The sequence below is a fragment of the Streptomyces peucetius genome, from assembly GCF_025854275.1.
GTDB lineage: Bacteria > Actinomycetota > Actinomycetes > Streptomycetales > Streptomycetaceae > Streptomyces > Streptomyces peucetius_A.
On sequence record NZ_CP107567.1, the window covers coordinates 3,498,355 to 3,523,850 of the forward strand.

Consider the following 25,496-nt stretch of genomic DNA (forward strand, 5'->3'; position numbering starts at 1 on the left):
TCCTGCCGGATGCCGCACGTCACCCCGCGTGCAGGTCCCCCGGGCCGTCCGCCGACCGGTCCGCCCCGCCGTGCACGAGGCCGTCCGCGCCGTCGGCCCCGAGTCCGTCCGCCAGCACCTCCGCCAGGTGCCGGGCCCGGCGGCCCGCGAGCTGGTCGAGCTGGGTGCGGCAGGAGAAGCCGTCCGCCAGCAGTTCGGTGCCGGCTGCCGCCGACCGAACGGCCGGCAGCAGCTGGTCCTCCGCGCAGGCCACCGACACCTCGTAGTGGCCGCGCTCGAAACCGAAGTTGCCGGCGAGCCCGCAGCAGCCGCCGCTCAGCTCGCCCGTCAGGCCGGCCCGTTCCCGCAGCCGGCGTTCGGCCGCGTCGCCGAGCACCGCGTGCTGGTGGCAGTGGGTCTGGCCCGCCACCGGGCGTCCGATCAGCGGCGGCTGCCAGTCGGGCGCGCACTGCTCCAGCGTCTGGGCGAAGGTCCGCACGGACGCGGCGAGCCGGTGCGACCTCGGGTCGTCGCCCAGCAGCTCGGTCAGGTCGGTCCTCAGGGTGGCGGCGCAGCTCGGTTCCAGCACGGCGACCGGCACGTCGAGGTCGAGCAGCGGCTCGACGACGTCGAGGGTGCGCCGCATGACGTGCCGCGCCCGGTCGAGCTGGCCCGTCGATACATAGGTGAGCCCGCAGCACACCCGCCCGGGCGGCAGCACGATGTCGATGCCCGCCGCCTCCATGACCCGTACCGCCGCCCGGCCGGCCGACGGCGACAGGTGGTCGGTGAACGTGTCGGGCCACAGCACGGCGCTGCGGCCCCTCTCCAGCACCTGCGCCCGCCCGCCCAGGTGCCCGCGCAGCCAGCGGCGGAACGTCTCCGGGGCCAGACGTGGGAGCTCCCGCTGCGGCGCGATGCCGCCGAGCCGTTTGGCGAGCGCGGCCAGCGGCCGTACCCGGGCGAGGGCGTTGACGGCGGGCGCCCAGGGCGCGGCGGCGCGCAGCCACTGCGGGAGGCGGCCCATGGCGTAGTGGGCGGCGGGCCGGCGGCGGCCGGCGTAGTGGTGGTGCAGGAACTCCGCCTTGTACGTGGCCATGTCGACGCCGACGGGGCAGTCGCTCCGGCACCCCTTGCAGGACAGGCACAGGTCGAGCGCGTCGCGTACCTCGGTCGAGCGCCAGCCGTCGGTGACGACCTCACCGGCGAGCATCTCGTGCAGCAGCCGCGCCCGGCCGCGGGTGGAGTGCTGTTCCTCGCCGGTCGCCCGGTACGACGGGCACATCAGGCCGCCGCCCGCCGCCGCGTGTTCCGTACGGCACTTGGCGACGCCCACGCAGCGGCGCACGGCCCCGGCGAAGTCGCCGCCGTCGTGCGGGTAGCCGAAGACGACGTCGACGGGGGTCGCGGGCAGCGGGGCGAAGCGGAGGTTCGCGTCCAGCGGGCCCGGGCGCACCAGCATGCCCGGGTTCATGGCGCCCGCCGGGTCCCACAGGTCCTTGAAACGGCCGAAGAGGGCGACCAGTTCGTCCCCGTACATCTTCGGCAGCAGTTCGGCGCGGGCCTGCCCGTCGCCGTGTTCGCCCGACAGCGAGCCGCCGTGCGCGACGACGAGCGAGGCGACCTGTTCGGAGAACACGCGGAAGCGCCGGACGCCGTCCCGGCTCAGCAGGTCGAAGTCGATACGGACGTGGATGCAGCCGTCCCCGAAGTGGCCGTACGGGGTGCCGCGCAGGCCGTGCTCGGTGAGCAGGGCACGGAAGTCGCGCAGATAGGCGCCGAGACGGGCGGGCGGCACGGCGCAGTCCTCCCAGCCGGGCCACGCCTCGCCGCCGTCCGGCATCCGGGTGGCGGTGCCGGAGGCGTCCTCCCGCAGCCGCCACAGGGCCCGCACGGCGGCCGGCTCGCCGACGACCGTGCCGTCCAGGGCGTCGGCCGCCCGTACGATCCGCTCCGCCCGGTCCCCGGCCTGCGCCGCGGTGGCGCCGCCGGTCTCGACGAACAGCCACGCCCCGCCGCGCGGCAGCCCGTGACCAAGGGGCACCAGGTCCTCCGCCATGCCTTCGACGGTCAGAGGACCGAGGGGCAGCAGGCCGGCGGCGGCCTCGGCGGCGGCGCTCTCGTCGGGGTACCCGAGGACGGCGAGCGCCCGGGCGGCCGGCGCGTCCACGAGCCGTACGGTCGCCTCGGTGAGCACGGCCAGGGTGCCTTCGCTGCCGCAGAACGCGCGGGCGAGGTCGGCGCCGTTCTCCGGCAGCAGCGCGTCGAGCGCGTATCCGGAGATCCGGCGCGGGAGGCCGGCGGGGAAGCCGGTGCGCAGCAGGGCGAGGTGGCGTTCGACGAGGTCGCCCAGGCCGGGCGGGGCGCTGCCGGGCCCCAGGCCCCGGGCGAGGTGGTGGCGGGCGCCGGCGTAGGTGACGACCGACAGGTCGCGGACGTTGTCGGCGGTCGTCCCCCAGGCGACCGAGTGCGCGCCGCACGCGTTGTTGCCGATCATCCCGCCGAGGGTGCAGCGGCTGTGCGTCGAGGGGTCGGGCCCGAAGACCAGGCCGTGCCCCCGTACGGCCTGCTGGAGCCGGTCGAGGACGACACCTGGCTGCACGCGCGCGGTCCGGGCGTCCGGGTCGACGGCCAGGATCCGGTTCATGTGGCGGGTGAAGTCCAGGACCACACCGGTGCCGGTGGCCTGTCCGGCGATGGAGGTGCCGCCACCGCGCGGCACGACCGGGACGCCGTGCCGCCGGCACACCTCCAGGGCGGCGGCGACGTCGTCGGCGTCACGGGGCGCGACGACACCGGCCGGGACGCGCCGGTAGTTGGAGGCGTCCATGGTCGTCAGGGCCCGGGCGGCGGCCGAGAAGTCGACATCACCGCCGACGGCGGCCTTGAGCGCGCGGGCGAGTTCGCTCGTATCCCTGATGTGTTGGGCCATACGTTCCAGGATGAGGGCTGCACCGGTCACCGCACCGGCAGGAAACGTGCCACTTGCACACGTTGTGTGCCGGGAGAGGGGACCGGAGCCGGGCGAGAAGCGCCCCGGCCATCCCCAACTGATCGTCAGCCCTCCTATAGTGGCGACGACTTCGCCGAAGAACGGCGGCTCCAGTTGCGCCCCCCGTCACCCCGGAAGGCACCACTCGATGACCGGCACCGCCAAGAAACGATGAACCGCGCCACCCCCCGGGCGATCCCCGGAAACGGCGTGGCCGACCCCCCTCCGGCCGTTGCCGGTGCTCTGAAGATCGCCGTCGTCGGCGGTTTCGGCGCCGGCCGTTCCACCATGGTCCGCTCCGTCAGCGAGATCCGTCCGCTGCACACGGAGGAGACGATGAGCACCGACGCCCTGGTGCACGACGCCGGCGCGCGGGTCCCCGCGAAGACGGCGACCACGGTCGCCCTCGACTTCGGCCGCATCACGATCGACGAGCACCGGGTGCTGTATCTCTTCGGCACACCGGGACAGGAACGTTTCCGCTTCCTCTGGGACCGGCTGCTCTCCGGCACCACCGGCGCGGTCGTCCTGGTCGACACCCGCGCCGTCGCCGACGCCTGGTACGCGATCGACCGGCTCCGCCGGCACGGCACGCCGTTCATCGTCGCCGTCAACGACTTCGGCGGCCCGTTCCGCTCCGCGGACGAGATCCGCGACGCGCTCGCCCTGGCGCCGGCGGTACCGCTGGTCGAGTTCGACGCCCGGGACCACTCGTCCAGCAAGTTCGTGCTGATCGCCCTGATGGACCATCTGCGCACGCTCGGCCTCGGCCACGGCCCCTGACCGGCGGGCCGGCCGCCGCGGCACGTCCCACCCGCGTGACCACGGCGCCGTCTCAGCCGCCGGACCGCCGCACGTCTCAGCCGCCGGACCGTGACATCGTCCGGCGGCCGGGGCGGTATACGCTCCGGAACGTGGCTGATATCCAGATTCCCGCTGACATCAAGCCCGCCGACGGCCGTTTCGGCGCGGGCCCCTCCAAGGTGCGTACGGAGGCGCTGGACGCGCTGGCCGCCACCGGCACCTCCCTCCTCGGCACGTCCCACCGCCAGGCCCCGGTCAAGAACCTGGTCGGCGAGGTCCGCGACGGCGTGCGCGAGCTGTTCTCCCTCCCCGAGGGATACGAGGTGATCCTGGGCAACGGCGGCTCCACCGCCTTCTGGGACGTGGCGACGCACGGCCTGATCGAGAACAAGTCCCAGCACCTGTCGTTCGGTGAGTTCTCCTCCAAGTTCGCCAAGGCCGCCAAGCTGGCGCCGTGGCTGGCGGAGCCGACCGTCATCTCCTCGGACCCGGGCACCCACCCGGACCCGCGGGCGGAGGCGGGCGTCGACGTCTACGCCTTCACCCACAACGAGACCTCGACCGGTGTCGCCGCCCCGATCCGGCGGGTCGCCGGCGCGGACGACGGCGCGCTGGTCCTGGTGGACGCCACCTCGGGTGCGGGCGGCCTGCCGGTCGACATCGCGCAGACGGACGTCTACTACTTCGCCCCGCAGAAGTCCTTCGCCTCCGACGGCGGCCTGTGGATCGGCGTCTTCTCCCCCGCCGCCCTGGAGCGCGCGGCCCGTGTCCACGGCTCGGGCCGGCACGTGCCGGAGTTCTTCTCGCTGCCGACGGCGATCGACAACTCGCTGAAGAACCAGACGTACAACACCCCGGCCCTCGCGACCCTCTTCCTGCTGAACGAGCAGCTGAAGTGGATCAACGGTCAGGGCGGCCTCGACTGGTCCACGGGCCGCACCGCCGCCTCCTCGCGCACCCTGTACGGCTGGGCGGAGGCGTCCAAGTACGCGACCCCGTTCGTCGTCGACCCGGCGAAGCGCTCGCAGGTCATCGGCACGATCGACTTCGCCGACGAGATCGACGCCGCCGCCGTCGCCAAGGCGCTGCGCGCGAACGGCATCGTCGACACCGAGCCGTACCGCAAGCTGGGCCGCAACCAGCTCCGCGTGGCGATGTTTCCGGCGATCGACCCGGCGGACGTCGAGGCGTTGACGGCGTGCGTCGACTACGTGATCGAGAAGCTGTAGCCGCGGGCTCGTACGCGGACGTGCGGGGCGCTGACCGGCCGGTCGGCGCCCCGCACGCACGTTCGCCCGATGGTGTGACGATCCGCCTTACGGACGTTTGGGCCCCCCGCGTCCTACGATGATGCTCTCGACACCAGCCACCAGGAGGCCCGCATGTCTGCCGCAGCAGTCGAGCGTCCCTGCGACCCCTGCGACGGCGAGCTGCCGACGCTGCTCGAAGAGGCTGACAGCCTCATGGAGCGGCTTCCCGGCTACCGCGTCGAGATCATCGGAGGCGTCCTCACCGTGACCCCGCCCCCGGACGGTGCCCACGCCAGGGCACTCACCAAGCTCATGCGTCCTTTCCTGATGGCGGGCCTGGACGGAGGAGAGACGGAAGTCCTTCAGGCCGTAGGCCTGTGGCTGCCGGACGGCCCGGAGGATTTCGCTGTTCCGGACCTGGCTCTCGTCGACGCGGACTTCGAAGAGCATCTGGTCGAGTTCAACTGCTACGAGCCTGCCGTCTTCCGGCTCGTCCTCGAGGTCACATCCAGCAACTACCGGAACGACCTGCGGAACAAGGTTGTCGCATACGCGCAGGCCAAGATTCCCGTCTACGTGATCGTCGACCGCAAGCACAACCGGGTCCACGTCCTCACCAGCCCGCTCACCAGCGAATACGACAGTCACGAGGTGTACGCGCCCGGCCAGCAGATCATCCTCCCCTCGTCCATCGGTGCCGAGGTCAAGCTCGACGCGACCGAGTTGCTGAAGGCCGGGCAGCGGCGGACGGACACCGTCAGCGACTGAGCCGCTGGAAGCGCCGTACCGCCAGCGGCAGGAACACCGCCGTGATCACCAGCGGCCACACGACCGCCATCAGCAGCGGGTGCTCCTGGACCCAGCTTCCGTCGCTCGCCACCGGGTTGCCGAACAGCTCGCGGGCCGCGGCGGCCGTCGAAGAGATCGGATTCCAGGCGGCGATCGTGCCGAGCCAGTCCGGCATCGTCGAGGGCGGCACGAACACGCTGGAGATCATCGTGAGCGGGAAGGCCACCGCGTAGAGGCCGCCGGCCGCTTCGGTGGTGGGGACCAGCAGGCCCAGCAGGACGCCTACCCAGATCAGGCAGAACCGCAGGAGCAGCAGTAGTCCGAACGCGGCCAGTGACGCGCCGATGCCGGTGTCCGTGCGCCAGCCCATCGCGAAGGCCGTCGCGGCGAGGATCGTCAGCTCGGCGCAGGCCACGATCAGGTCGTTGACCCCGCGGCCGGTGACCACCGCGGAGGGCGCCATCGGCATCGAGCGGAAGCGGTCGACGACACCCTTGGAGGCGTCGGTGACGACCGCGATCGCCGTGTTCATGAAGCCGAAGGCCATCGTCATCGCGAACATGCCGGGCATCAGGAAGTCGCGGACGCTGCCGCCCTCCGGCGATTTCATCGCGCCGCCGAAGACATAGCCGTACAGCAGCACGGAGATGATGGGAAAGCCCAGCTGCCAGGCGATGAGGACCGGCTGGCGCTGGTAGTGCGTCAGCCCCCGCCGTACGACGTTCCAGCAGTCGGCGACCACCCAGAAGGCGCGGCCGTGCCGGTCCTCGATGCCGAGGTCCGTCACTTCGGTCGTGCTCATGCGGCTTCCTCCAGTTCCGTGCCGTGTCCGGTGAGGCGCAGGAACACGTCGTCCAGGCTCGGCCTGCGCAGTCCGATGTCCTCCACGTCGATCCCGTCGTCCTGGAGGGCCCGCGCCACCTCGGTCAGTGCGGCGACCCGGTCGGTGACCGGCGCGTGGACGCGGCGCTCGAACTCGTCCGTGGCCGGTTCGGTGTCCGCGACGCGGGCCACGGTCTTGGCCACGGCCGGCAGATCGGCGGCGTCCCTGGCGACGACTTCGATCCGGTCGCCACCGACCCGGTTCTTCAGTCCGTCGGGGGTGTCGTCGGCGATGGCGCGGCCCTGGTCGATGACGGTGATACGGGAGGCGAGCCGGTCGGCCTCCTCCAGGTACTGCGTGGTGAGCAGCACGGTCGTGCCGCCCGCGACGAGCCGGCGCACCGCCTCCCACACCTCACCGCGCGAGCGCGGGTCGAGTCCGGTCGTCGGCTCGTCCAGGAACAGCACGTCGGGCGCGAGGATCATCGACGCGGCGAGGTCGAGCCGGCGGCGCATGCCGCCGCTGTACTTGCCGGCGCCCTTGTCGCCCGCCTCCACCAGGTCGAACTGCTCCAGCAGTTCGGTGGCCCGGTGTGCCGCGCGCCGCCCGCCGAGGTGGAAGAGGCGGCCGAACATCTCGAGGTTCTGCCGGCCGGTGAGCACCTCGTCCACGGCGGCGTACTGGCCGGTGAGTCCGATACGGCGGCGCACCCGCCGCGGGTCGTGCCGGACGTCGACCCCGGCCACCCGCGCCCGTCCGCCGTCGAACCGCAGCAGGGTCGCGAGGACCCGTACGGCGGTGGTCTTGCCCGCGCCGTTCGGCCCGAGCAGGCCGTGCACCGTGCCCGGGCGCACGGCGAGGTCGAAGCCGGCCAGTGCGTGTCTGTCCCCGTACCGCTTCTCGATTCCTTCGGCCAGCACTGCGTATTCGTCCACGTCCGTCCCCTTCGAACCAAGCAACCGAGTACACCGTACCCAGATGAGAGTACACCGTACCCAGTTCTTGCGCACGGGATTAGGGTGAAGCCATGACGACGACGGAGACGAGTGGCAGCGGCGACATCCGGCGCAGCCTCGAACTGCTCTGGGGCACCGGCGAACGGCCCTCACGCGGCCCGAAACCGGGCCTCAGCCTCGACCGGATCGTCACTGCCGCCGTGGAGATCGCCGACGCGGAGGGCCTCGCCGCGGTCTCGATGCGCCGCCTCTCCACCGAGCTCGGCACCGGCACGATGTCCCTCTACCGGTACGTCCCCGGCAAGAGCGAGCTGCTCGACCTGATGCTCGACCGGGTCACGGGCGAACCGCTGGACAGCCAGGAGGATGCGCCCGGGGACGCCGACTGGCGGGACGCGGTGCGGGCCATGGCCGACGCGTACCGCACACTGCACCGCGCGCACCCGTGGCTGCTGAAGGTCAACCAGTCCCGCACGGTCCTCGGCCCCAGCGCCCTGCGCGGCCTCGAGACGTCACTGGCCGCACTGCACGGCATGGGCCTGCGCGACCCCGAACTGATCTCGGTGATCATCGCCGTGCAGAGCTTCGTCTCCGGTATCGCGCGCATGGAACTGGAGGCGGCGGAAGCGGCACAGCAGACGGGGCAGAGCGACGCGGAGTTCTGGAGGAGCCAGGAGCCTTTCCTCGACCGGGCCATGGCGACCGGCGACTACCCGCGGCTCGCGGGCCTGTCCGAGGACGCGTTCGGCTCGGACTTCGACCACTTCGCCTTCGGTCTCGACCGCCTGATCGACGGCTTCGAGAAACTGGTACGCGAACGGGCCGCGGACCGCGGCTAGGCCGTGTTCTGGAAGTTTCTGCTCGGCCGGCGCCCGCTGCACCGATCCCGACGCGCGTGCGCCGGCACTCCCGGGAACTGACCGACGCGGCCGTGAGCCGGCGAAGTCCGCCACCCGACGGCCGCGGGCGACAGGACGACGGCCGCACGGACGATCATTGCGCATCCGCCGTCGCCCCGCACGGAATCGAGCAGCAGAGCCTCAGCGGATCACGCGTCGGGGTTGATGCCCTGGGCGGTCTTCTTCAGCCGGTCGATCTGGAGCTTCGCGAGGTCGTTGCAGTCCGGCTTCTCCACGAAGGTACCGTCACCGTTCACCACGACGACGACGCTGCCGATCCGCATCATGACCGTGGTCTCGCCGTCGGCGTCCTCGAAGGCTTCGGTCTCCTCGGCGCCCGCGTCGATCTCGACCGGCTTCGCCTTCTCTCCGTCCTTCTCGGCCTTCCTGCGCTCCTCGGCTACCAGGGCCTTGTACGTGGCGCTGCCGTCGCCCGGGGTCTGGAAGGCCAGGATGCCGAAGTCGACCTCACCGTCGCAGTCGGAGCTGTTGCTCCGGCCGCTGTCGTCCGTGTCGAAGTCGGTGGCGCCAATGCTGAGCAACCCGCCGCAGTTGGACTCGGTCGAGTCGGCGCAGTCCTCGACGGCCTCGTCCCCGTCCTCGACCCTGATGTCGTCGCACCCCGTTCACCCCGAGATCACGGGCAAGGAACGAAGCCCACTTCCACAACACGCCCTAGTCGCGGCGCCGCCTCAGCGCCAGCACCAGCACTCCCGCGCCGCCGAGGACGAGCAGCCCGTACGTGGTGGCGCCGCCCTCGCCGTCACCTCCGGCGGCCGTGCCGTCACCCGGACCTCCGGACTTCGCACCGTCTTCCCTCGCACCGTCTTCCTTCGCCCCGCCGGAGCCGTTCCCGCCACCGCCTTCGACCGCCACCGGCTCGACGGGGCTTGCCTCCCCCTCCGTGCCGAACAGCAGCGTCGTGCCGTCGAGCGTGTACGTCACCGACTCGGACTGCGCCTGGATCGGCCCGCGCACCCGGTGGTCCGCGCCGGGGCGGCCGTCCTGCCAGGCGTATCCGCGGGCACTGAAGTACGAACGGAGTACCAGCTCCTTCCCGTCCGGCGAGAAGGCGCCGTCGGTCACCCACGGCACCTCCCCGATCCGCCGGAAGACGTTGACCTGCCCCGTCCGCAGCGTCACCGGGCCTTCGTAGAGGCCGCCGCCGTCCTCGTTCTTCGACGCGATGTAGACCCGCCCGGTCTTCGGGTGCACCATCAGCGCCTCGGCGTTGCGCGCCCCGTCGGCGTACTTCACGTCGAACTGCGTGGCGTCCACGGTCTGGTCGCGCAACCGCTCCGGCTCGGGGAAGCGGTAGATCCAGACGTGGTCCCAGCTTCCGTCGAGGTTGTCGCCGATGTCGCCGACGTAGACGGCGCCGTCGGGTCCCACGGAGATCGCCTCCATGTCCCTGGGCTCGCCGACGCCCCGCATCGTGATCGTGGCGACGGTCTCGCCCGTCCTGCCGTCGACGGCGAAGACCCGCGGCTTGTCCTGATCGTTGTGCGTCCAGTAGATCCCGGGGTGCGCCCGGCTCGCGGCGAGCCCGCTGGACTCGGTGATGCGCGGGTCCTTGATGGTGAACCCGGAGTGCTCGTCGGCGGCCGCGGGCACGGCGGCGGCCAGCACGAGGGCGGCCGCGAGGCCGGTGACGTACGGAAGCGAACGCATGGCCCAAGCCTGCCACCTCCGCCGGCCGGACCCTACGGGTGATCGGCGGTCGCCAGCCACGCCACGCTGCGCAGCCGGACCGCGCCGTCCCGCTCGTACCCGCGCAGGATGCCGGCCAGTTCGCGCCGGGCGCGCTCGCCCGTCTCCGGGTCGACCTGGCTCAGCAGATGGCGGCCCGGTCCGGACCCCATGAGGAACCCGGTGGCGTCCTCCGCGTCCCGGCCCCACCTGCCGTACGCCTCCACCCGCTCGATCCCGATGCCGGTGAAGCCGCCCGCGGTCAGGACCTCGCGGACCCGGTCCGGGTCGGCCAGCGAGAACATTCCGGGGCCGCCGGTGGCGCCGAAGCCGCCCATGGGGAGCAGCCCCCGCAGGCCCACCAGCGCCTGGATCCAATCGTTGCCCTCGCCGTCCGCCGCGACGACGAACGCCGCCCGGCCCCCGGGGCGCAGCCCGCTGCCGATGTTGGCGAACGCGGCCGCCGGATCGGCGAAGAACATCACGCCGAAGCGGCTGAGGACCACGTCGAAACCACGCCCCGCCAGCGGGTGGACCTGGGCGTCACCGTGCTCGAAGGTCACGTTCCCGATGCCCTCGGCGTGGGCGGTGACCCGGGCGCGTTCGAGCATCGGGCGGGACAGGTCCACTCCGGTGGCGCTGCCTTCCGCCGCGCGGCGTGCGGCGAGCCGGGTGGTGGCGCCGGCGCCGCAGCCGATGTCGAGGACCGCGTCCGCGGGGAGGATGGCGGCCGCGGTGAGGAGGACGTCGTCGAACCCCTCGTTGATGGCGTCCCAGCGGTCCTGATTACGGGCCCAGTGGGTGCCCTCGTACCCGTTCCACGCCTGCTCCTGCTCGGTGTTCACAATGTGGGCCATGGCGGCGCCTCCTGGTGTCGCGACTAGAATGGGCGTATGCCCAAACAGTATGGGCGCTCGCCCATACTGTCCACCGCGACACCACCGAAGTCCGGAAGGTCTCGAATGTCACCCCGTGGAGTAGCCGTCCCCGATGCCCGCGAGCGTCTCTTCGCGGCAGCCGAACGCGTCGTGACCCAGGGCGGTCCCGGCGCCCTGACCAGCCGGGCAGTCACCGACGAGGCGGACTGCTCGAAGGGGCTGCTGCACGCCCACTTCCCCGGCGGGCTCGACGAGTTCGTCGCGGAACTGGTCCTGGACCGGTTCGCCCGCACGGCCGCGCTGGCCGCGGAGCTCCCCGCCCGGGCGGGCCAGGACACCGTCACCGCCAATCTGACCGCCGTCGCCTCCGCCCTGCTCGACTCCGCCGGCCCGGCCCTCGCCGCCGTGGCGCTCACCCGGCCGGGCGCCGCGCTGCGCTTCCGCGACGCGATGGCCGCCGGAGCGCCGGGATTCGCCGCCGTCCAGGAGTCGGTCGCCGCCTACCTGCGCGCCGAGCGGCGCGCCGGCCGGGTCGCCGGCGAACTGGACCCGGAGGCCGTCGCCCTCGCGCTCGTCGGCACGGTCCACCATCTGCTGATGACGACCTGGTCCTCCGCCGACCCCGACCCGCGCGAGCAGATCGGCCGGCTGATCCCGGCACTGACGGGCAGCGGCAGGCCCCGGGCCGAGAGTTGATCCCGGCGCTGACGGGCCGCGGCAGACCACCGCCCGTGTTCAGCCTCACATCGCCGACAGGTGCCGGGTTACCGGCGGGTTCGGCGATGATGGCGCCCATGCGCTTTCTGTTCGTCGGCGATTCCATGACCATCGGAAGTGCCGGTGACCACAGCTGGCGCTACCGCATGTGGCAGCACCTCGTCTCGACCGGTGTGCCCTTCGAGATCGTCGGGCCGCGCCGCGAGCTGTACGACATCGTCGCGGACGCGCCCGTGTCCCACGCCTACGCCGACCCCGCCTTCCCCGCGGACGCCCGCCGGCACCTGGCCGGATGGGGCGAGGGCTGGCTGCACATGGCGCCCGTGATCCGCGAGACGGTCGCCACCGAGCGGGCCGACGTCCTGCTGGTCTCGCTCGGCCTGATAGACCTTGGCTTCTACACGAACAGCGACCAGACGGCGGCGAACGCCCGCGCGTTCATCGCCGAGGCCCGCCTCGCCAACCCGCACGTCCGGATGGTCCTGCTCCCCGTCATCCCGAACGTCCGCGCCGAGTCCGACGCGCCGTTCGCCGCCGAGTGCCTGCGCTTCAACGTGCTGCTCGCCAAGGCGGTCGCCGATCTGGACACGCCCGCGTCCCCGATCCTGCTCGCCTCGCACCCGGCGTCGTACGACATCCACACCGACACCTACGACGGCACCCACCCCGGCCCGACGGGCGAGATCAAACTGGCCGGGGCCTTCGCGACGGCGATGCACCAGGCGTGGGGACTGGGCGGGGCGTACGCCGCGCCCTGCCCCGCCCCGACCCCGACCTGACCCGCCGCGCCCTACCCCGACCCGACTCGGCCTCAACCGCCCTGCCTCGCCCCCGACCCGGCCCGGCCTCGACCGCCGTGGGCCGGCCGCGACCTGACCCGGCTGCGACGCCGCCCTTGTGCCGAGGTGCGCCGTTCGATGCCGCCGCGCTACCGCCCCGCCCGTGCCAGGACGTCCAATACGGCCTGCGTGACGACGTCGGGTCGGCTGCTGTGGAAGTGGTGGCCCGCCGCCGGGACCACCGAGTGTTCACCCGCCGGGGCCGACAGGGCGACGGACTTCTGCAGTTCGGTCCACCGCCGTCGCATGCCGTCCGGCATGCCGCGGCTCGCGCTCAGGACGGTCACGGGCACGTCCGGCAGGCTCGACGCGGCGCGGCGGCGCCGGATCTCGGCCGCCGCCTCGTTGATCATCCGGTTCTCGCCCACGGCGGAACGGACCTGCTGCCTGCCGCCCGAGGCGGCGAGCCACGCGTCGACCAGCAGGTCCCGGACGCGCGGGTCGTCGGCCGTGCGGGCGGCCTCACGCAGGGCGTGCCGGTGCCTCGACCGGCCGGTGAGCCGGAGAGCGGTTCGGGCCGCGAGCTGACGCGCGTGCATCCCTTCGGCGACGCGGCCGAGCCACGGCTGGAACTCCTCGTGCGCCGGATCGAGCAGTACGAGCCCTGCCACCAGGCCCGGTTCGGCCCACGCGACCAGCTGCGCCAGCAGGCCGCCCCAGCTGTGGCCGACGACCACGCACGGGCCGTCGCCCGCCCGGGACAGCAACGCGGCCAGATCCTCGACCGCCGAGTCGAGGGAGAGCCGATGCACCGGGTCGCTCGCGCCGAGCCCCGCCCGGTCGTAGGCGACGACCCTGGTGCAGCGGGCGAGCGGTGCCAGCACCGGAGCCCACGTCAGCGACGGCGTACCGCTCGCCGCCTCCAGCACGACCGCCGGCCCGCCCTTGCCCGCCTCGATCCAGCGCAACGCCCTTCCGTAGCGGTCCAGTTCACCCCGTAGCGCCCCGCCAGGGACCAGCGCCCCGACGGCCTTGGCAACCGCGTCGTCCACGACTTCCCCTCCAGATCTGCGTCCGGCGCTTGCGCCAACGAATCTGCGAGGCCGCTGGTTCCGGACGGGCCCGTTCCCGGCGGTGCGGCGTACTCCCGTGCCGCGTCAGGAAGTTGCCATCGCGGAGTGGTCGGGCGGCCGCTTTCGGACGGCGACGGAAAGGTGCTGTTGACCATGCGGCGGCCCGACTCCAGACTTCCCACGGTGACGGCGCGTAGTAGATTCGTCACTTGGTGCAACCTTCAAAGGTCGTTCCCCGACCACTCCCACAAATGGAGTCAACGATGTCGCACAACACCCGTACAGGCGCCCTCGCCGCGTCCTTCACCCTTGCCCTCGCCCTCGTCGGGACCGTCGCCGCCGCCACCGGCGCGGGCGCCACGACCGCGGCCGAGAAGTCGGTCGACCAGTCCGTCGCCCTGGTCGTCCCCGGCACCGAGGTCGCGGAGCTGTGCGCGTCGGGCGCCGTGAGCAAGTGCGTCACCGTCGCGACCGGCCCCAGCACCGTGACCGGCACGCTCTCCGTCACGGTCTCCATGCCGAACCTCACTCCGGTCGTCGAGACGCTGCCCTGCCCGAGCGGTTCGTCAGGCGTGGTCGTGCGGGTCGGCGCCGGCACCGAGGGCGGCAGCATGACAGCCCGCTTCCAGGGCTCCGCGTCCTCGGGTGATCTGCCGGGCACGTCGATGGACAAGACCGTGTCCGCGAGCGTGCCCGACGAGAAGGACGTGCTGACGGCGTCCCTCTGCCTCGCTCGCGGCTGAGGTCGGGGACATCCCCCACCGCGCGGCGGCGGGATCGCCGCACCGGCGGTGAGTGACAGGCAGCCAGGCAGGCCCGGTCGTAGTCCGTCCGGAGCGCCGTCATCGCGACGGACCCGGCCGGGGCCCTGCCGCCCCCAGGGTCGGGGGTGCGGGTCCGCCGCGCCCGCCGGTGCGGGGTCAGGTCCGCCGCGGCGCCTGGTGCGAAACGCGTCGACCGCCGCGGATGTCAGCCGGTGAGCAGGTCCGGGTTGTCGGCCAGGGCGGCCAGGTGCCCCCGCGGATCGGCGATCAGCCGACGCGTGGTGAGGTCGAGCATGCCCGCCACGCCGGAGATCTCCGCGGCGACCGTGCCGTCGTCCTTGACGATCTGCTGCTCGACCGTGAAGGTCTTGCCCTCCCCGTAGACGAACCGGCACGTCACCCGCACCTCGTCGCCGCCGCGCAGCTCGCGCAGGTACTTGACCGTCACTTCGAGCGCGACCGGGCCCACGCCACTGGCGAGCAGCTTCTCCTGGGGAAGGCCCGCCGCACGCAGCAGTTCCCAGCGTGCGTGCTCGGCGTACTGGAGATAGACGGCCTGGTTCAGGTGCCCCTGTGTGTCGAGCTCGTAGCCCCGCACGGTCACGTCGGCGAAGAAGGTCATGCGCGCGCCAACAACAGGACATGGCCCGCTATTCCCTGCGCCGGACCGACGCCGCGTCGCACCGTGCCGGAGACTTTTCGACGCGTGCTCGCTGGGCACCCGTCGTGGCGTCGGATGCATTCCACATTCCCGCGAGGGGAGGCCTCATGGCCGGAGAGCTGCGAGCCAAGGACATCATGACCAGCGGTGCCAAGTGCGTCGGTGCGCATCAGTCGCTCCACGAGGCGGCCAAAATGATGCGGGACCTGGGCGTCGGAGCCCTGCCGATCTGCGGTGACAACAACAGGCTCACGGGCCTGGTGACCGACCGGGACATCGTCATCACCTGCTGCGCCGAGGGCGTGGACCCGGCAGAGGTGCAGGCGGGTTCCCTGGGCGGCGAGCTGCACTGGATCGACGCGGAGGCGGACGCCTCCGAGGTGCTGGCGGCCATGGAGAACAACCACGTCAAGCGCCTGCCGGTGATCGACGTGGCCGGCGGTCACCGTCTGGTGGGCATGATCACGGAGGCGAATGTCGCCAAGAACCTGAGCGACGAGCAGATCGCGGAGTTCGCGACCCGCGTGTACGCGGAGGCGTAGCGGCCACCGCTGCCGTGCGACGGGGGCGCTCCCGTACGCCGCGTCACCGCGCCCGCCCTCGCACGGGCGCGGTGAGGTCGGCTGCGCGTCGCTGGTCCCCCGCTGCTTCGAGAAGGATCCGGGCGAGTTCGGCGGGCCGGGAGAACATCGGCCAGTGGCCGGTGTCCATCTCGACCAGCCGCCAGTTCTCGCCGGTGAGCAGCACGGCCACGTCGTCCGCCGGTTCGGGGCCGTCGAGCAGGCACTTGACGTAGGTCGCCGGAAGTCCGTCGAGCGGGCGCGCCAGGACGGCCGGTTCGGTGAGGGTGGCGCCCGGGTGCGGTGTCGCGCCGCCCACGAGGCGCGTGGTCTGCTCGTCGGTGAGGCCCTGTCCGTCGCACTCGGCGGCGGTCAGCGGAGCCCAGAAGCCGCCGTTGTCCGCGATCGCGGCCTCCAGTTTCGCCGGGCCCTGCCACCAGCCGGAGGCGAACGACTCTCCGTCGGCCGGTACGTCGGAGTCGACGAAGACCACACGCGCCAGCCGGTCGCCGATCCGCTCGGCGGCCTGGCCGACGGGAATGCCCGAGTAGCTGTGGCCGACCAGGACGACGTCCCTCAGGTCCAGCCGCTCGACCTCGTCGACGATGTCCCGCACATGGGTCTGCTGCCCGGCGGCCACGCCCTGCTTGTCCGCGAGACCTGACAGCGTCAACGGGTGCGCTCCGTGGCCCGCTGCGCGCAGTCGCGGCACCACGTCGTCCCACGCCCACGCTCCGAGCCACGCCCCTGCCACGAGTACGAATTCCGTCATGGCGGCAACGTAGTGGAGACGTCCGACAGCCAGGCGCCGAGAGCGGCGAAGTCGGCGTCCGTCAGACCGAGTCGCGCGTCGACGCGCCGCAGCAGGGCCGGTCGGCGGTGGTGCGTCGCGACCCAGGCCCGGTCGGTGTCGGTGATCTCGTCGTCGACCCAGGCGAAGGGGCGTCCCGCTGCCCGTTCGACGAGGGTGCGGGTCTTCCAGTGCAGCCCGTCGCGTGCGTCCTGCTCGTCGGTGGCGGACCGCTCCGGCCAGGCCACCACGGGCAACGGCGGCAGTCCGAGCCTCGGCGCGACGCACTCGTTGGCGTCGGCCATCCAGGTCGTCGCCCAGACCAGCTCGCACGGCAGGGCCGCCAGCCGGGGCCCGTGCGAGGGGTCGATACGCGAGAGCAGCGGATTCCGGCCGGGCCCGCAGGGGTCGGGATCCGGCTCTTCGCCCCGGGCCGGATACTGCCGCGGCACCCCGCCGAACGGGATGAGCGGCCCGTCCACGTCGAGGAAGAGCAGCGGACGCGGCGCTGAAGTGGACACATCTGCAGGCTAGCGGGGCCGGCCCGGCCCTCGGTGGGGACGAGGACCGGGCCGGATCAGGGCGGGACGGACGGGGACGTGCGCGTCGTGGACCTTGCGCGTCGGGACCGGTCGTGGTCGGGCAGGCGTCAGAAGACGAACGGTCCCGGGTTCTGCGGGGACGTCGCCGTGCACTCGGCCGTGATGCCGAAGACCACCACCGTGAGGGACTTCGCCTCGAGGCTGTCGCCCGCCGCGACCGTGCCGTCGAGCGGACCTGTGGAAACGGCGCCGCCGGCCGGGATCGCGGGGTTGGAACTGCCGGTGAACGTCGTCGTGCCGGTGCCGTTCTTGTCCAGCGTGAGCGTGGACCGGACGGAGTTCGCCCCGATGGGGATGGGAGCGGTGATGGCGTCCGTGGAGACCTCGATGGTCGCGGCCGTGCCGTCCTGCGTGGCCTTGAGCGTGGCCGTGCCGGAGCCGTACGAGCCGCAGTCGAACGACAACGTTGCCGTCTCCGGCGTCACCGCGTGTGCGACGGGCGCCATGGCGAGGGTGGTCGCGGCCAGCACGCCGAGGACGCCGAGGCCGCTGCGCTTCAGGGTGGTTCGCTCGGTGGTCTTCATGGGGGGATCCGCCTTCGTGTGGGGGTCACGGGCTGGTGGTGGCATTGCGGCACGAGGGACCCCGGAAGGGAAGAGGGACACAGCCGTCAGGCACCACAACGGCCGGATCCCGTCCCTCTCAGAGCTCGGCCCGCGTCAGACGGTTGGCGAACGTCGACATCGTGTACGTACCGATGCCCATGACCACCTCCAGCGCGTTCTGCGAGGTGAAGCCGTGGGCGAGGAAGGCGCGCAGTTCCGCGTCGCCGACCGCGCCGGCGGTACGGAACACCTCGAGGGTGAACTGCCGTACCGCTTCGAGCCGTTCGTCGTGAAGCGCGCGCTCCTCGCACAGTGCCGCGATCAGCTCCTCGGACGCGCCGAGCGCACGCAGCTTGCCGGTGTGCATGGCCACGCAGACATGGCATCCGTTACGCGTGGCGACCGTCATCACGACCACCTCCCGGGCCATGGGGTCGAGCGTCGTCGCCTCGAAGGCGGCACTGAGCCTGAGGAACCCGTCCAGGAGATGCGGGGAGGCGGCCAGCCTGGCGACGGCGGGCGGCAGATGGCCGAGCCGCTTGACGGTCGACTCCATGGCTCGGCGGGAGGCGGGCGGCGCGGAGTCCAGGGTGTGCTCGGTGAACATGGGGCCACTCCTACAATGGACAACATGGTTGACGAACCCGACCCGCAAAACGTAAACCAGGTTGTCGAAGCGCGCAAGGCGCTATCCGGGCCGCCCGCCGCACCCGAGCCGCCCGGCTACGAGCTGCCGCTGCTCCTCTTCGCCGGTTTCCGCTCCCTCATCGACAAGCTGCACGCCGAACTCGCCCGCCAGGGCCACCCCGACGTCCGCCCCGCCCACGGCTTCGCGATGCAGGCCATCGGCACGGACGGCGCCACCGCCAGCGACCTCGGCCGCCGCCTCGGCGTCTCCAAGCAGGCCGCGGGCAAGACCGCCGACCGCCTGCTCGCCCTCGGTTACGCGGAACGCGCGGCCGACCCGGCCGACGCCCGCCGCAAGCTGATCCGCCTCACCCCGCACGGCCTGGACGCGCTGGCCCGCTCGGCCGCGATCTTCGACGCGCTCCGGGACGAGTGGGCGCGGGCGATCGGCCCCGACCGCCTGCGCGACCTAGAATCCGCCCTGCGCACGGTCACCGGGCCGGAGAGCTTCCGCCTGGACGCGGCGGGCTGGCTGGGCGGCACGTGACGCAGTTCGACAGCCGTGACCCGGTCACCGTGCGTATCGTTTTGCCGCGCGGTTGCCGGCGTGGCTGCGGCAGCCGGGGAGAAGCGCCACGATGACCGCCTTGGACGAGCGCAGGATCGAAATGGCCGAGAACAGCGACGAACGCACACTGGACGAGATGTTCCAGTGGCTCGAATCCGCCCCCGAAGGATTCAAGGTCGAGATCGTCGAGGGGGCCGTCTTCATGTCGCCGCAAAGGGGCAACCACTGGCAGATCATCGCGGACATCTACGAGCAGCTGCGCGAGAAGTACCCGCGCAAGCGCGTGAAGTCGGACGTGCGCGTCGACTATCCCGGCCACTTGAACGGCTTCGCCAGTGACGTGACAGCGATGGCGGAAGGCGCAGCCAAGACCGACGACGGCCGCTGGCGTCACCAGGACGTCGAGTTCGTCGCCGAGGTCATCTCCAAGGGCACCGGCCAGAACGACTACGGCCCGAAGAAGCGGGCGTACGCCACCGCGGGTGTCCCCGTCTACTTCGTCGCGGACCCGTACCAGCGCAAGTGCCACCTCTACACGGACCCGAGCGACGGTGACTGCACGTCGGACACGATCGTCACCTTCGGCAAGGACGTCGACCTCACCAAGACCCCCGTCGGCCTCACCCTGACCACTGCAGGACTTCCCCCACGAGTGACCTCCGACGGCCCGGAGATCACCGTGTCGTAACGGATCGCCACCCGTGTACAACCGGCCGTCCCCCTCATCGATCTGGTCATCGAGCGCCGCACACGCATCCCCCGCGCTCCGCCAGGCCCAGGAGGACGACCCGCCGTGCCGCCGTCACGACCAGCCCGCCAGAGACGCCGCCTCGCCATCGCCGGCACGCTCGTCGCCACGCTCACCGGTGGACTGCTCGCCGCCACCGCCGGCACCGCCGCCGCGGCGGCCGTACCCGCGGCCCTGCCCACCGGCACCCAGGCCGACTTCAACGGCGACGGCTTCGCCGACCTCGCCGTCGGCGCGCCCCTCGCGGACGTCGGTACCAAGGACAACGCCGGCGCGGTGGTCGTGCTGTACGGATCGGCGAACGGCTTCTCCGGCGCCAGGCGCGTGATCGTCCACCAGGACACCCCCGGAGTGTCCGGCGCGGCCGAACCGGGCGACGCCTTCGGGCGGTCCGTCGCCACCGGCGACCTCGACGGCGACGGCTACACCGACGTCATCGCCGGCACCCCGAGCGAGGCGGTCGGCGACCGCGGCCGCGTCGGCGGGTCGACCGTCCTGTGGGGCGGCCCCAAGGGGCTGAGCGGGGCCTCCTGGCTGCCGCTCCCGTCGTATCTGAAGGACAGCTACGTCGGCCGGGGCGTCGCCACCGGTGACTTCGACGGCGACGGGCACACGGACGTCACCGTCACCGGCCACCGCGAGACCAGCACCTACTACGGCCCGGTGCAGCGCACCGGCGCCCCCGCCCGGCACGTCTCCGAGCCCCTCGGCACCAGGTTCACCACCGTCGCGGGCGACCTCAGCGGCGACGGGGCGGCCGAACGCCTGTACCCGTCTCTCATCACCGGCGACCCGGGCGGCACCATCGCCTACATCCGTCGGGACGGGAGCGGCATGAGCGCCGATCCGGAAGACGGCTACACCACCACCGAACTCACCGGCGCCGACGGCGACGCGTCCTCGATCGGCGACATCGACGGCGACGGTTACGGCGACCTCGTCGTGGGCGATGCCGTCGACCCGTCGGCCGCCAAGCCCACCGGCCACAAGGGCGGCCGGATCACCGTCTGGTACGGCGGCCCGAACGGCCCCGACCCGGCGCAGCAGCCCGGGGTCTTCCACCAGGACACCGCCGGTGTCCCCGGCGGCGGCGAGGCGAACGACCGCTTCGGCGCTTCCGTGTCGGTCTCGGACACCAACGGTGACGGTTACGCGGACGTCGCCGTCGGCGCGCCCGGCGAAGCCCTCGGCAGTGTCCGGGACGCCGGGGCGGTCACCGTGCTGTACGGGTCGGCCGCCGGACTGACCGCCACCGGCTCCCAGTTCTGGTCCCAGAACTCCGCGGGCGTCCCCGGTGGCGGCGAGACGAGCGACCACTTCGGCGGCGCCGTCCGGCTCATGGACGTCACCGGCGACGGCCGGGCGGACCTGACCGTCGCCGCCCCCGACGAGAACGACTCGGGCGCGATCATTCTGCTGCGCGGCAGCGCGTCGGGCGTCACGGCCTCCGGCGCGATGTTCCTGTCCGCCGCGGCCGTCGGGCTCACCGTGAGCAACCAGGGCTGGTTCGGCTCCGCCCTCGGCGCACCGGCCGAACAGCCCCGCCCGAAGGAGAGGTTCGCGGACGACTTCAACGGCGACGGCTACCGCGACACGGTCGTCGGCGCACCGCTGGCCGAAGTCTCCGGCCGACGCGAGGCGGGCGCGGTCACCGTGCTCTACGGCGGCCCGGCGGGTCCCACCGCCACGCGCCGCCAGACACTCACGCAGGCGTCCCCCGGTATTCCGGGCGGCCCCGAGCAGAGCGACCAGTTCGGTCACTCGGTCGCGTCCGCCGACTTCGACGAGGACGGCTACGCCGACCTGGCCGTGGCCACTCCGTACGAGGACCACGGCACCACGACCGTCGACGCGGGCATGGTCACCGTGGTGTGGGGCGGCCCGCGCGGCCTGTCGGGCGCGACCGGGGTGGACGTGTCGCAGGGATTCGACCTCACGGGCCACGGCGACTGGCTGGGCATCGACCTGGCCGCCACGGGCGGCGCGCCCTACGCCCACGCCGAGCTGCTGATCGTCGGAAACCGTGCGGCTGCCCTGGTCGGCCCGTTCACCCGGGACGGTAAGGCCGCCGCGGTGCGCCCCCAGAATCCCGTCTCGAGCATCGTCGGCGCGGCCTCCGGCGACCTGAACGGCGACCGCACCGCCGACCACGTGCTCGTCGCGCCGCTCTCCGACGGGTCGGTCTACGTCAACCCCGGTGAGAGCACGGGCAACACCCCGGAGCGGCTGCCGTACGACGCGACCAACGCGGCCATCGGCGATGTGAACGGCGACGGCTTCGACGACCTGGTGGCGGGCGCGCCCTACAGCCTGAGCGAATCGGACGGCCCCACGGTCCACAAGGGCGGTCAGGTCGCCGTCTGGTTCGGCAGCGCGTCCGGGATCGACGCCACGACGACCGCGCGCGTCCTGCACCAGGACACGCCGGGTGTCCCGGGCGCCGCTGACGGCGAGTTCGGCACCGACGTGACGGTCGGCGACATCGACGGGGACGGCATCGACGACATCGCCGTGGGCGACCCCAACAAGTGGGTGAACGGACGTGCGGAGGCCGGCAGCGTCACCGTCCTTCCCGGTCGCGCCAACGGGCCGGACGGCACCGGTGCCTACGTGCTGACACAGGACTCCGCCGACGTGCCGGGGGCCGCGGAGGACAGCGACCTGTTCGGGTACCGGGTGCGGCTGGCGGACATGACCGGCGACGGCAGGGCGGATCTGATGGTGAGCGCTCCGGGCGAGAACCTCTTCGAGGGCGCCACGGTGTTCCTCCGCGGCAGCTCGTCCGGGCTGCGGACCGCCGGCTCGACCATGATCATGGCCAACCACGCCGGTCTCACGCAGAGCGGCCACCGGGGCTGGGGCGACGAGATCGCCCCGTAGCACCGCCGAAACCGCCTCACCCCTCAGGACCGGACGCCTCCGCGCGTCCGGCCCTGAGCCGTTTCCGCGTCGTCACCGGGTAAGTTCTTGCCGCCCGTCGCATGACGATGTACACACAACCGTCTTGGCATGTTCACCCCACCTCCGCGCCGCGCTGAAATGCTTTTCGATGTCCTCATCGATCGCCACCCGCGCCGCCGGGCAGTTCTTCTGCCGATCCCCTGGGGCGCGGGTGCGCCCCAGGAGCAGGGAACCCCCACATGCTTCGACTCCGTATGCCCGCCCCCCGGTCCACGCTTCTCGCCCTGGCCGCCGGCCTGGCGCTGACCTGCGTGGCGACCACGGCCCCCGCAGCCACCCCCGAGACGGCGACGAATCGTTCCGCCACCACGCTGGACGACACGTACTACCAGGACGCGCTCGGCAAGTCCGGGCCGGCGCTCAAGGACGCGCTGCACACGATCATCAGCGACCAGTCGAAACTGTCCTACTCCCAGGTCTGGGACGCCCTCAGGAACACGGACCAGGACCCGGACAACTCCTCCAACGTGATCCTCATCTACGCGGGTCGATCCCAGAGCAAGTACGACAACGGCGGCGACATCGGCGACTGGAACCGCGAACACGTCTGGGCCAAGTCCCACGGCGACTTCGGCACGTCGACCGGCCCCGGCACCGACATCCACCACCTCCGCCCGTCGGACGTGCGGGTCAACTCCATACGCGGCAACAAGGACTTCGACCTCGGCGGCAGCGAGGTCGACGGCGCCCCGGACAACTACACCGACTCGGACTCCTTCGAGCCCCGCGACGCGGTCAAGGGCGATGTCGCCCGCATGATCCTCTACATGGCCGTGCGCTACGAGGGCGACGACGGCTTCGCCGACCTCGAACCGAACGACCGGGTGAGCAACGGCTCACAGCCCTACATCGGCCGACTGTCGGTCCTCAAGCAGTGGAACGAGCAGGACCCGCCGGACGCCTTCGAGCAGCGCCGCAACCAGGTCATCTACGACCGGTACCAGCACAACCGGAACCCGTTCATCGACCACCCGGAGTGGGTCGAGGCCATCTGGTAGGCCGCAAGGCCACTTCTTCCCGTGCCTCCCGCGGCGCCCTGCCGAGCCGCGCCGCGGGAGGCGCGCGCCCCGGACCCCGAATGCCCTTGCTTCGAGCGGACTCGAAGGCGTTGGCTAGGGCCTCATGAAGTACACGCAGCTCGGACGCACGGGACTCAAGGTCAGCCGCATCGTCCTCGGGACGATGAACTTCGGGCCTCAGACCGACGAGGCCGCAAGCCACACCATCATGGATGCCGCGCTCGGCGCGGGCATCAACTTCTTCGACACCGCCAACGTCTACGGCTGGGGCGAGAACAAGGGCCGCACCGAGGAGATCATCGGCACCTGGTTCGCCGGTGACCGCAGCCGCCGCGACAAGGTCGTCCTCGCGACCAAGGTCTACGGCAACATGGCCGGCGACGGCGACCCGTGGCCGAACCACGACCGGCTCTCCGCCCTCAACATCCGCCGCGCGGTGGACGCTTCGCTGAAGCGGCTGCAGACCGACTACATCGATCTGTACCAGTTCCACCACATCGACCGCCGCACCCCCTTCGAGGAGATCTGGCAGGCGATCGACGTCCTCGTCCAGCAGGGCAAGATCCTCTACGCGGGCTCCTCCAACTTCCCCGGCTGGGGCATCGCCAAGGCCAACGAGACGGCCCGCCGCCTCGGTTCGTACGGCCTGGTCAGCGAGCAGTGCCTCTACAACCTCGCCGAGCGCCGCGCCGAGATGGAGGTCATCCCCGCCGCGCAGGACTACGGCCTCGGGGTCATCCCGTGGTCGCCGCTGCACGGCGGCCTGCTCGGCGGCGTGATCAAGAAGGAGAACGAGGGCAGGCGCCGGGCGACCGGACGCTCCGCCGACGCGCTCGCCAACAGCTCCGTCCGCGAGCAGGTGCAGGCGTACGAGGACCTGCTCGACAAGCACGGTCTCGAACCGGGTGAAGCGGCGCTGGCGTGGCTGCTGACCCGGCCGGGTGTCACCGGCCCGATCGTCGGCCCGCGTACCGCGGACCAGCTCGCGTCCGCGCTGCGGGCGGTCGAGCTGGAGCTGTCCGAGGAGGTGCTCACGGGCCTGGACGAGATCTTCCCCGGGCCCGGTCCCTCCCCGGAGGCCTTCGCCTGGTGACGTGCACGGCGGCGGCCGTGGCGGGTCGGTGCAGGACCTACCGGCCCACCGCGGCCGCCACCGCGACGATCACGAACATGAGCACCAGCGCGGCGGCCATGATCTGGTTTCTGGTCTTGGGGTTCACCCGTCGAGGTTAACCCGCGCCGCCGAGCGGCCAGGAACCGGCCACTTCGTACCGCGGCTGCTCGCCCTGTACGCCGCTGACCGGCAGATTGCTGCGGACGAGGGCGAGCTGCCCCACCTCCCAGGCCGTGCCCTCGAAGCCGTCGAGCGCGTCGACGTACGGGCGCAGGTCGGCGGCCAGGCGGGCGCGGGCGATCGTGAGGTGCGCCTGGTAGCGGCGGTGCTCCTCCATTTCGACGCCGGCACGCCGGGCCGCGGCGTCCGCGCGCTCGGCCAGCAGCCGCATCTGCTCGATCCCGCCCGCCGCCCCGACCCACAGCGCCCGGTTCCCGAACCGCCCTCCACGGTGCAGCCGCAGCGGGAACGGCGCCGTCCGGTGCGCGGCCCGCGCCAGCCGGGCACGGAGGTCGGGAACGAACTCGTCCCCGATCTCCCCCATGAACGCGAGCGTGAAGTGCCACCCGGCATGACCGGTCCACCGCAGGCTGTCGGCGTCGGGCAGCCGCTTCAGGGCGGCGACCTCGGTGGCGAGTTCGTCGACGGCCGTGGGGGTGGGGAGTACGGCGGCGAAGAGTCTCATGCCCCCCAGTGTGACGTGCGCGTGCCCTTCCCCCACCCCGCCCGCTGTGCCGATATGCGGCTCCGCCGCGGGGTCGGGGCATGCCCCGGACCCCGGTCCGCCCTCCGGGCGGTGCTCGGGGCTCCGCCCCGGACCCCGTACCGGCTTCGCGCGGTGGCCTCAATCTCCCCCTACGGCCTGGCGGCCGTGGGAGGTACCCCCAGCCGGGCTCAAATTGCCGCTGC

26 protein-coding genes are annotated in these 25,496 nt (G+C 72.3%); 13 read left to right on the plus strand and 13 right to left on the minus strand.

Annotated elements, in window-relative coordinates; all coding sequences use genetic code 11:
- Positions 1-19 precede the first annotated feature (19 nt).
- Entirely contained in the window at positions 20-2,911 is a 2,892-nt protein-coding gene (locus OGH68_RS15915) for an FAD-binding and (Fe-S)-binding domain-containing protein (RefSeq protein WP_264244639.1), read from the minus strand.
- A 231-nt stretch (positions 2,912-3,142) separates the two neighbouring features.
- Between OGH68_RS15915 and OGH68_RS15920 the strand changes: the two genes are divergently transcribed.
- The 3 genes from OGH68_RS15920 (at position 3,143) to OGH68_RS15930 (ending at position 5,793) form a co-directional block, all read left to right on the plus strand.
- Positions 3,143-3,754 (plus strand): GTP-binding protein, encoded by a 612-nt coding sequence (locus OGH68_RS15920; protein ID WP_413470989.1) that lies wholly within the window; start codon positions 3,143-3,145, stop codon positions 3,752-3,754.
- A 131-nt stretch (positions 3,755-3,885) separates the two neighbouring features.
- Positions 3,886-5,004 (plus strand): phosphoserine transaminase, encoded by a 1,119-nt coding sequence (serC, locus tag OGH68_RS15925; protein ID WP_264244641.1) that lies wholly within the window; start codon positions 3,886-3,888, stop codon positions 5,002-5,004.
- Positions 5,005-5,157: 153 nt separating this feature from the next.
- Positions 5,158-5,793, plus strand: a complete 636-nt coding sequence (locus OGH68_RS15930) for a Uma2 family endonuclease (protein WP_264244642.1) — start codon at positions 5,158-5,160, stop codon at positions 5,791-5,793.
- Here OGH68_RS15930 and OGH68_RS15935 read toward each other — a convergent pair.
- Positions 5,783-6,616, minus strand: a complete 834-nt coding sequence (locus OGH68_RS15935; RefSeq protein WP_264244643.1) for an ABC transporter permease — start codon at positions 6,614-6,616, stop codon at positions 5,783-5,785. The genes OGH68_RS15930 and OGH68_RS15935 overlap by 11 nt on opposite strands.
- Positions 6,613-7,572 carry an ATP-binding cassette domain-containing protein gene (locus OGH68_RS15940; protein ID WP_264244645.1) on the minus strand — a complete coding sequence of 320 codons (960 nt, stop codon included), beginning with the start codon at positions 7,570-7,572 and terminating at the stop codon, positions 6,613-6,615. The genes OGH68_RS15935 and OGH68_RS15940 overlap by 4 nt, the downstream gene beginning before the upstream one ends.
- Before the next feature lie 92 nt (positions 7,573-7,664).
- Between OGH68_RS15940 and OGH68_RS15945 the strand changes: the two genes are divergently transcribed.
- Positions 7,665-8,432: a TetR/AcrR family transcriptional regulator gene (locus OGH68_RS15945; protein ID WP_264244646.1), complete on the plus strand. Its 768-nt coding sequence runs from the start codon at positions 7,665-7,667 to the stop codon at positions 8,430-8,432.
- A gap of 209 nt (positions 8,433-8,641) precedes the next feature.
- Here OGH68_RS15945 and OGH68_RS15950 read toward each other — a convergent pair whose 3' ends face one another.
- The 3 genes from OGH68_RS15950 to OGH68_RS15960 all read right to left on the minus strand — a co-directional run bounded on the left by OGH68_RS15950 (position 8,642) and on the right by OGH68_RS15960 (position 11,038).
- On the minus strand, positions 8,642-9,034 hold the full coding sequence (locus tag OGH68_RS15950; protein ID WP_264244647.1) for a hypothetical protein: 393 nt from the start codon (positions 9,032-9,034) through the stop codon (positions 8,642-8,644).
- Positions 9,035-9,167: 133 nt separating this feature from the next.
- On the minus strand, positions 9,168-10,163 hold the full coding sequence (locus tag OGH68_RS15955; protein ID WP_264244649.1) for a WD40 repeat domain-containing protein: 996 nt from the start codon (positions 10,161-10,163) through the stop codon (positions 9,168-9,170).
- 32 nt (positions 10,164-10,195) lie between these two features.
- Complete coding sequence (locus tag OGH68_RS15960; protein WP_264244650.1) at positions 10,196-11,038, minus strand: class I SAM-dependent methyltransferase; 843 nt, start codon at positions 11,036-11,038, stop codon at positions 10,196-10,198.
- A gap of 105 nt (positions 11,039-11,143) precedes the next feature.
- Between OGH68_RS15960 and OGH68_RS15965 the strand changes: the two genes are divergently transcribed.
- Both OGH68_RS15965 and OGH68_RS15970 read left to right on the plus strand, forming a co-directional pair.
- Positions 11,144-11,755, plus strand: a complete 612-nt coding sequence (locus OGH68_RS15965) for a TetR/AcrR family transcriptional regulator (protein WP_264244651.1) — start codon at positions 11,144-11,146, stop codon at positions 11,753-11,755.
- A 98-nt stretch (positions 11,756-11,853) separates the two neighbouring features.
- Positions 11,854-12,555, plus strand: a complete 702-nt coding sequence (locus OGH68_RS15970) for a GDSL-type esterase/lipase family protein (RefSeq protein ID WP_264244652.1) — start codon at positions 11,854-11,856, stop codon at positions 12,553-12,555.
- Positions 12,556-12,704: 149 nt separating this feature from the next.
- On the opposite strand, the gene OGH68_RS15975 is transcribed toward OGH68_RS15970, so the two are convergent.
- The gene (locus OGH68_RS15975) at positions 12,705-13,607 is read right to left on the minus strand and encodes an alpha/beta hydrolase (RefSeq protein WP_319020211.1); all 903 of its coding nucleotides are present in this window, start codon (positions 13,605-13,607) and stop codon (positions 12,705-12,707) included.
- 284 nt (positions 13,608-13,891) lie between these two features.
- Here OGH68_RS15975 and OGH68_RS15980 point away from each other — a divergent pair, with 284 nt between their 5' ends.
- Positions 13,892-14,371, plus strand: coding sequence for a hypothetical protein (locus OGH68_RS15980; RefSeq protein ID WP_264244653.1), 480 nt, complete (start codon positions 13,892-13,894; stop codon positions 14,369-14,371).
- A gap of 226 nt (positions 14,372-14,597) precedes the next feature.
- On the opposite strand, the gene OGH68_RS15985 is transcribed toward OGH68_RS15980, so the two are convergent.
- Positions 14,598-15,014, minus strand: coding sequence for an acyl-CoA thioesterase (locus OGH68_RS15985; protein WP_264244654.1), 417 nt, complete (start codon positions 15,012-15,014; stop codon positions 14,598-14,600).
- Between the two features lie 146 nt (positions 15,015-15,160).
- Between OGH68_RS15985 and OGH68_RS15990 the strand changes: the two genes are divergently transcribed.
- Positions 15,161-15,595 (plus strand): CBS domain-containing protein, encoded by a 435-nt coding sequence (locus OGH68_RS15990; protein WP_264244655.1) that lies wholly within the window; start codon positions 15,161-15,163, stop codon positions 15,593-15,595.
- A 43-nt stretch (positions 15,596-15,638) separates the two neighbouring features.
- Here the strand turns inward: OGH68_RS15990 and OGH68_RS15995 are convergent, their stop codons facing one another.
- The 4 genes from OGH68_RS15995 to OGH68_RS16010 form a co-directional block, all read right to left on the minus strand.
- The gene (locus OGH68_RS15995) at positions 15,639-16,385 is read right to left on the minus strand and encodes an alpha/beta fold hydrolase (protein ID WP_264244656.1); all 747 of its coding nucleotides are present in this window, start codon (positions 16,383-16,385) and stop codon (positions 15,639-15,641) included.
- The gene (locus OGH68_RS16000; protein ID WP_264244657.1) at positions 16,382-16,924 is read right to left on the minus strand and encodes an HAD domain-containing protein; all 543 of its coding nucleotides are present in this window, start codon (positions 16,922-16,924) and stop codon (positions 16,382-16,384) included. Before OGH68_RS16000 ends, OGH68_RS15995 begins: the two co-directional genes overlap by 4 nt.
- A 128-nt stretch (positions 16,925-17,052) precedes the next feature.
- The gene (locus OGH68_RS16005; protein WP_264244659.1) at positions 17,053-17,529 is read right to left on the minus strand and encodes a hypothetical protein; all 477 of its coding nucleotides are present in this window, start codon (positions 17,527-17,529) and stop codon (positions 17,053-17,055) included.
- A gap of 118 nt (positions 17,530-17,647) precedes the next feature.
- Complete coding sequence (locus OGH68_RS16010) at positions 17,648-18,157, minus strand: carboxymuconolactone decarboxylase family protein (RefSeq protein WP_264244660.1); 510 nt, start codon at positions 18,155-18,157, stop codon at positions 17,648-17,650.
- A 24-nt stretch (positions 18,158-18,181) separates the two neighbouring features.
- On the opposite strand from OGH68_RS16010, the gene OGH68_RS16015 reads away from it, so the two are divergent.
- The 5 genes from OGH68_RS16015 (at position 18,182) to OGH68_RS16035 (ending at position 24,566) form a co-directional block, all read left to right on the plus strand.
- Positions 18,182-18,724, plus strand: a complete 543-nt coding sequence (locus OGH68_RS16015) for a MarR family winged helix-turn-helix transcriptional regulator (RefSeq protein ID WP_264244662.1) — start codon at positions 18,182-18,184, stop codon at positions 18,722-18,724.
- A 91-nt stretch (positions 18,725-18,815) separates the two neighbouring features.
- Positions 18,816-19,433 carry a Uma2 family endonuclease gene (locus OGH68_RS16020; protein ID WP_264244663.1) on the plus strand — a complete coding sequence of 206 codons (618 nt, stop codon included), beginning with the start codon at positions 18,816-18,818 and terminating at the stop codon, positions 19,431-19,433.
- A 105-nt stretch (positions 19,434-19,538) separates the two neighbouring features.
- Positions 19,539-22,373 (plus strand): FG-GAP-like repeat-containing protein, encoded by a 2,835-nt coding sequence (locus tag OGH68_RS16025; protein ID WP_264244664.1) that lies wholly within the window; start codon positions 19,539-19,541, stop codon positions 22,371-22,373.
- 260 nt (positions 22,374-22,633) lie between these two features.
- Positions 22,634-23,452 (plus strand): endonuclease I family protein, encoded by an 819-nt coding sequence (locus OGH68_RS16030; protein WP_264244665.1) that lies wholly within the window; start codon positions 22,634-22,636, stop codon positions 23,450-23,452.
- Between the two features lie 124 nt (positions 23,453-23,576).
- On the plus strand, positions 23,577-24,566 hold the full coding sequence (locus tag OGH68_RS16035; RefSeq protein WP_264244667.1) for an aldo/keto reductase: 990 nt from the start codon (positions 23,577-23,579) through the stop codon (positions 24,564-24,566).
- Positions 24,567-24,702: 136 nt separating this feature from the next.
- Here the strand turns inward: OGH68_RS16035 and thpR are convergent, their stop codons facing one another.
- Positions 24,703-25,272 carry an RNA 2',3'-cyclic phosphodiesterase gene (gene thpR, locus OGH68_RS16040; protein WP_264244668.1) on the minus strand — a complete coding sequence of 190 codons (570 nt, stop codon included), beginning with the start codon at positions 25,270-25,272 and terminating at the stop codon, positions 24,703-24,705.
- Positions 25,273-25,496 lie beyond the last annotated feature (224 nt).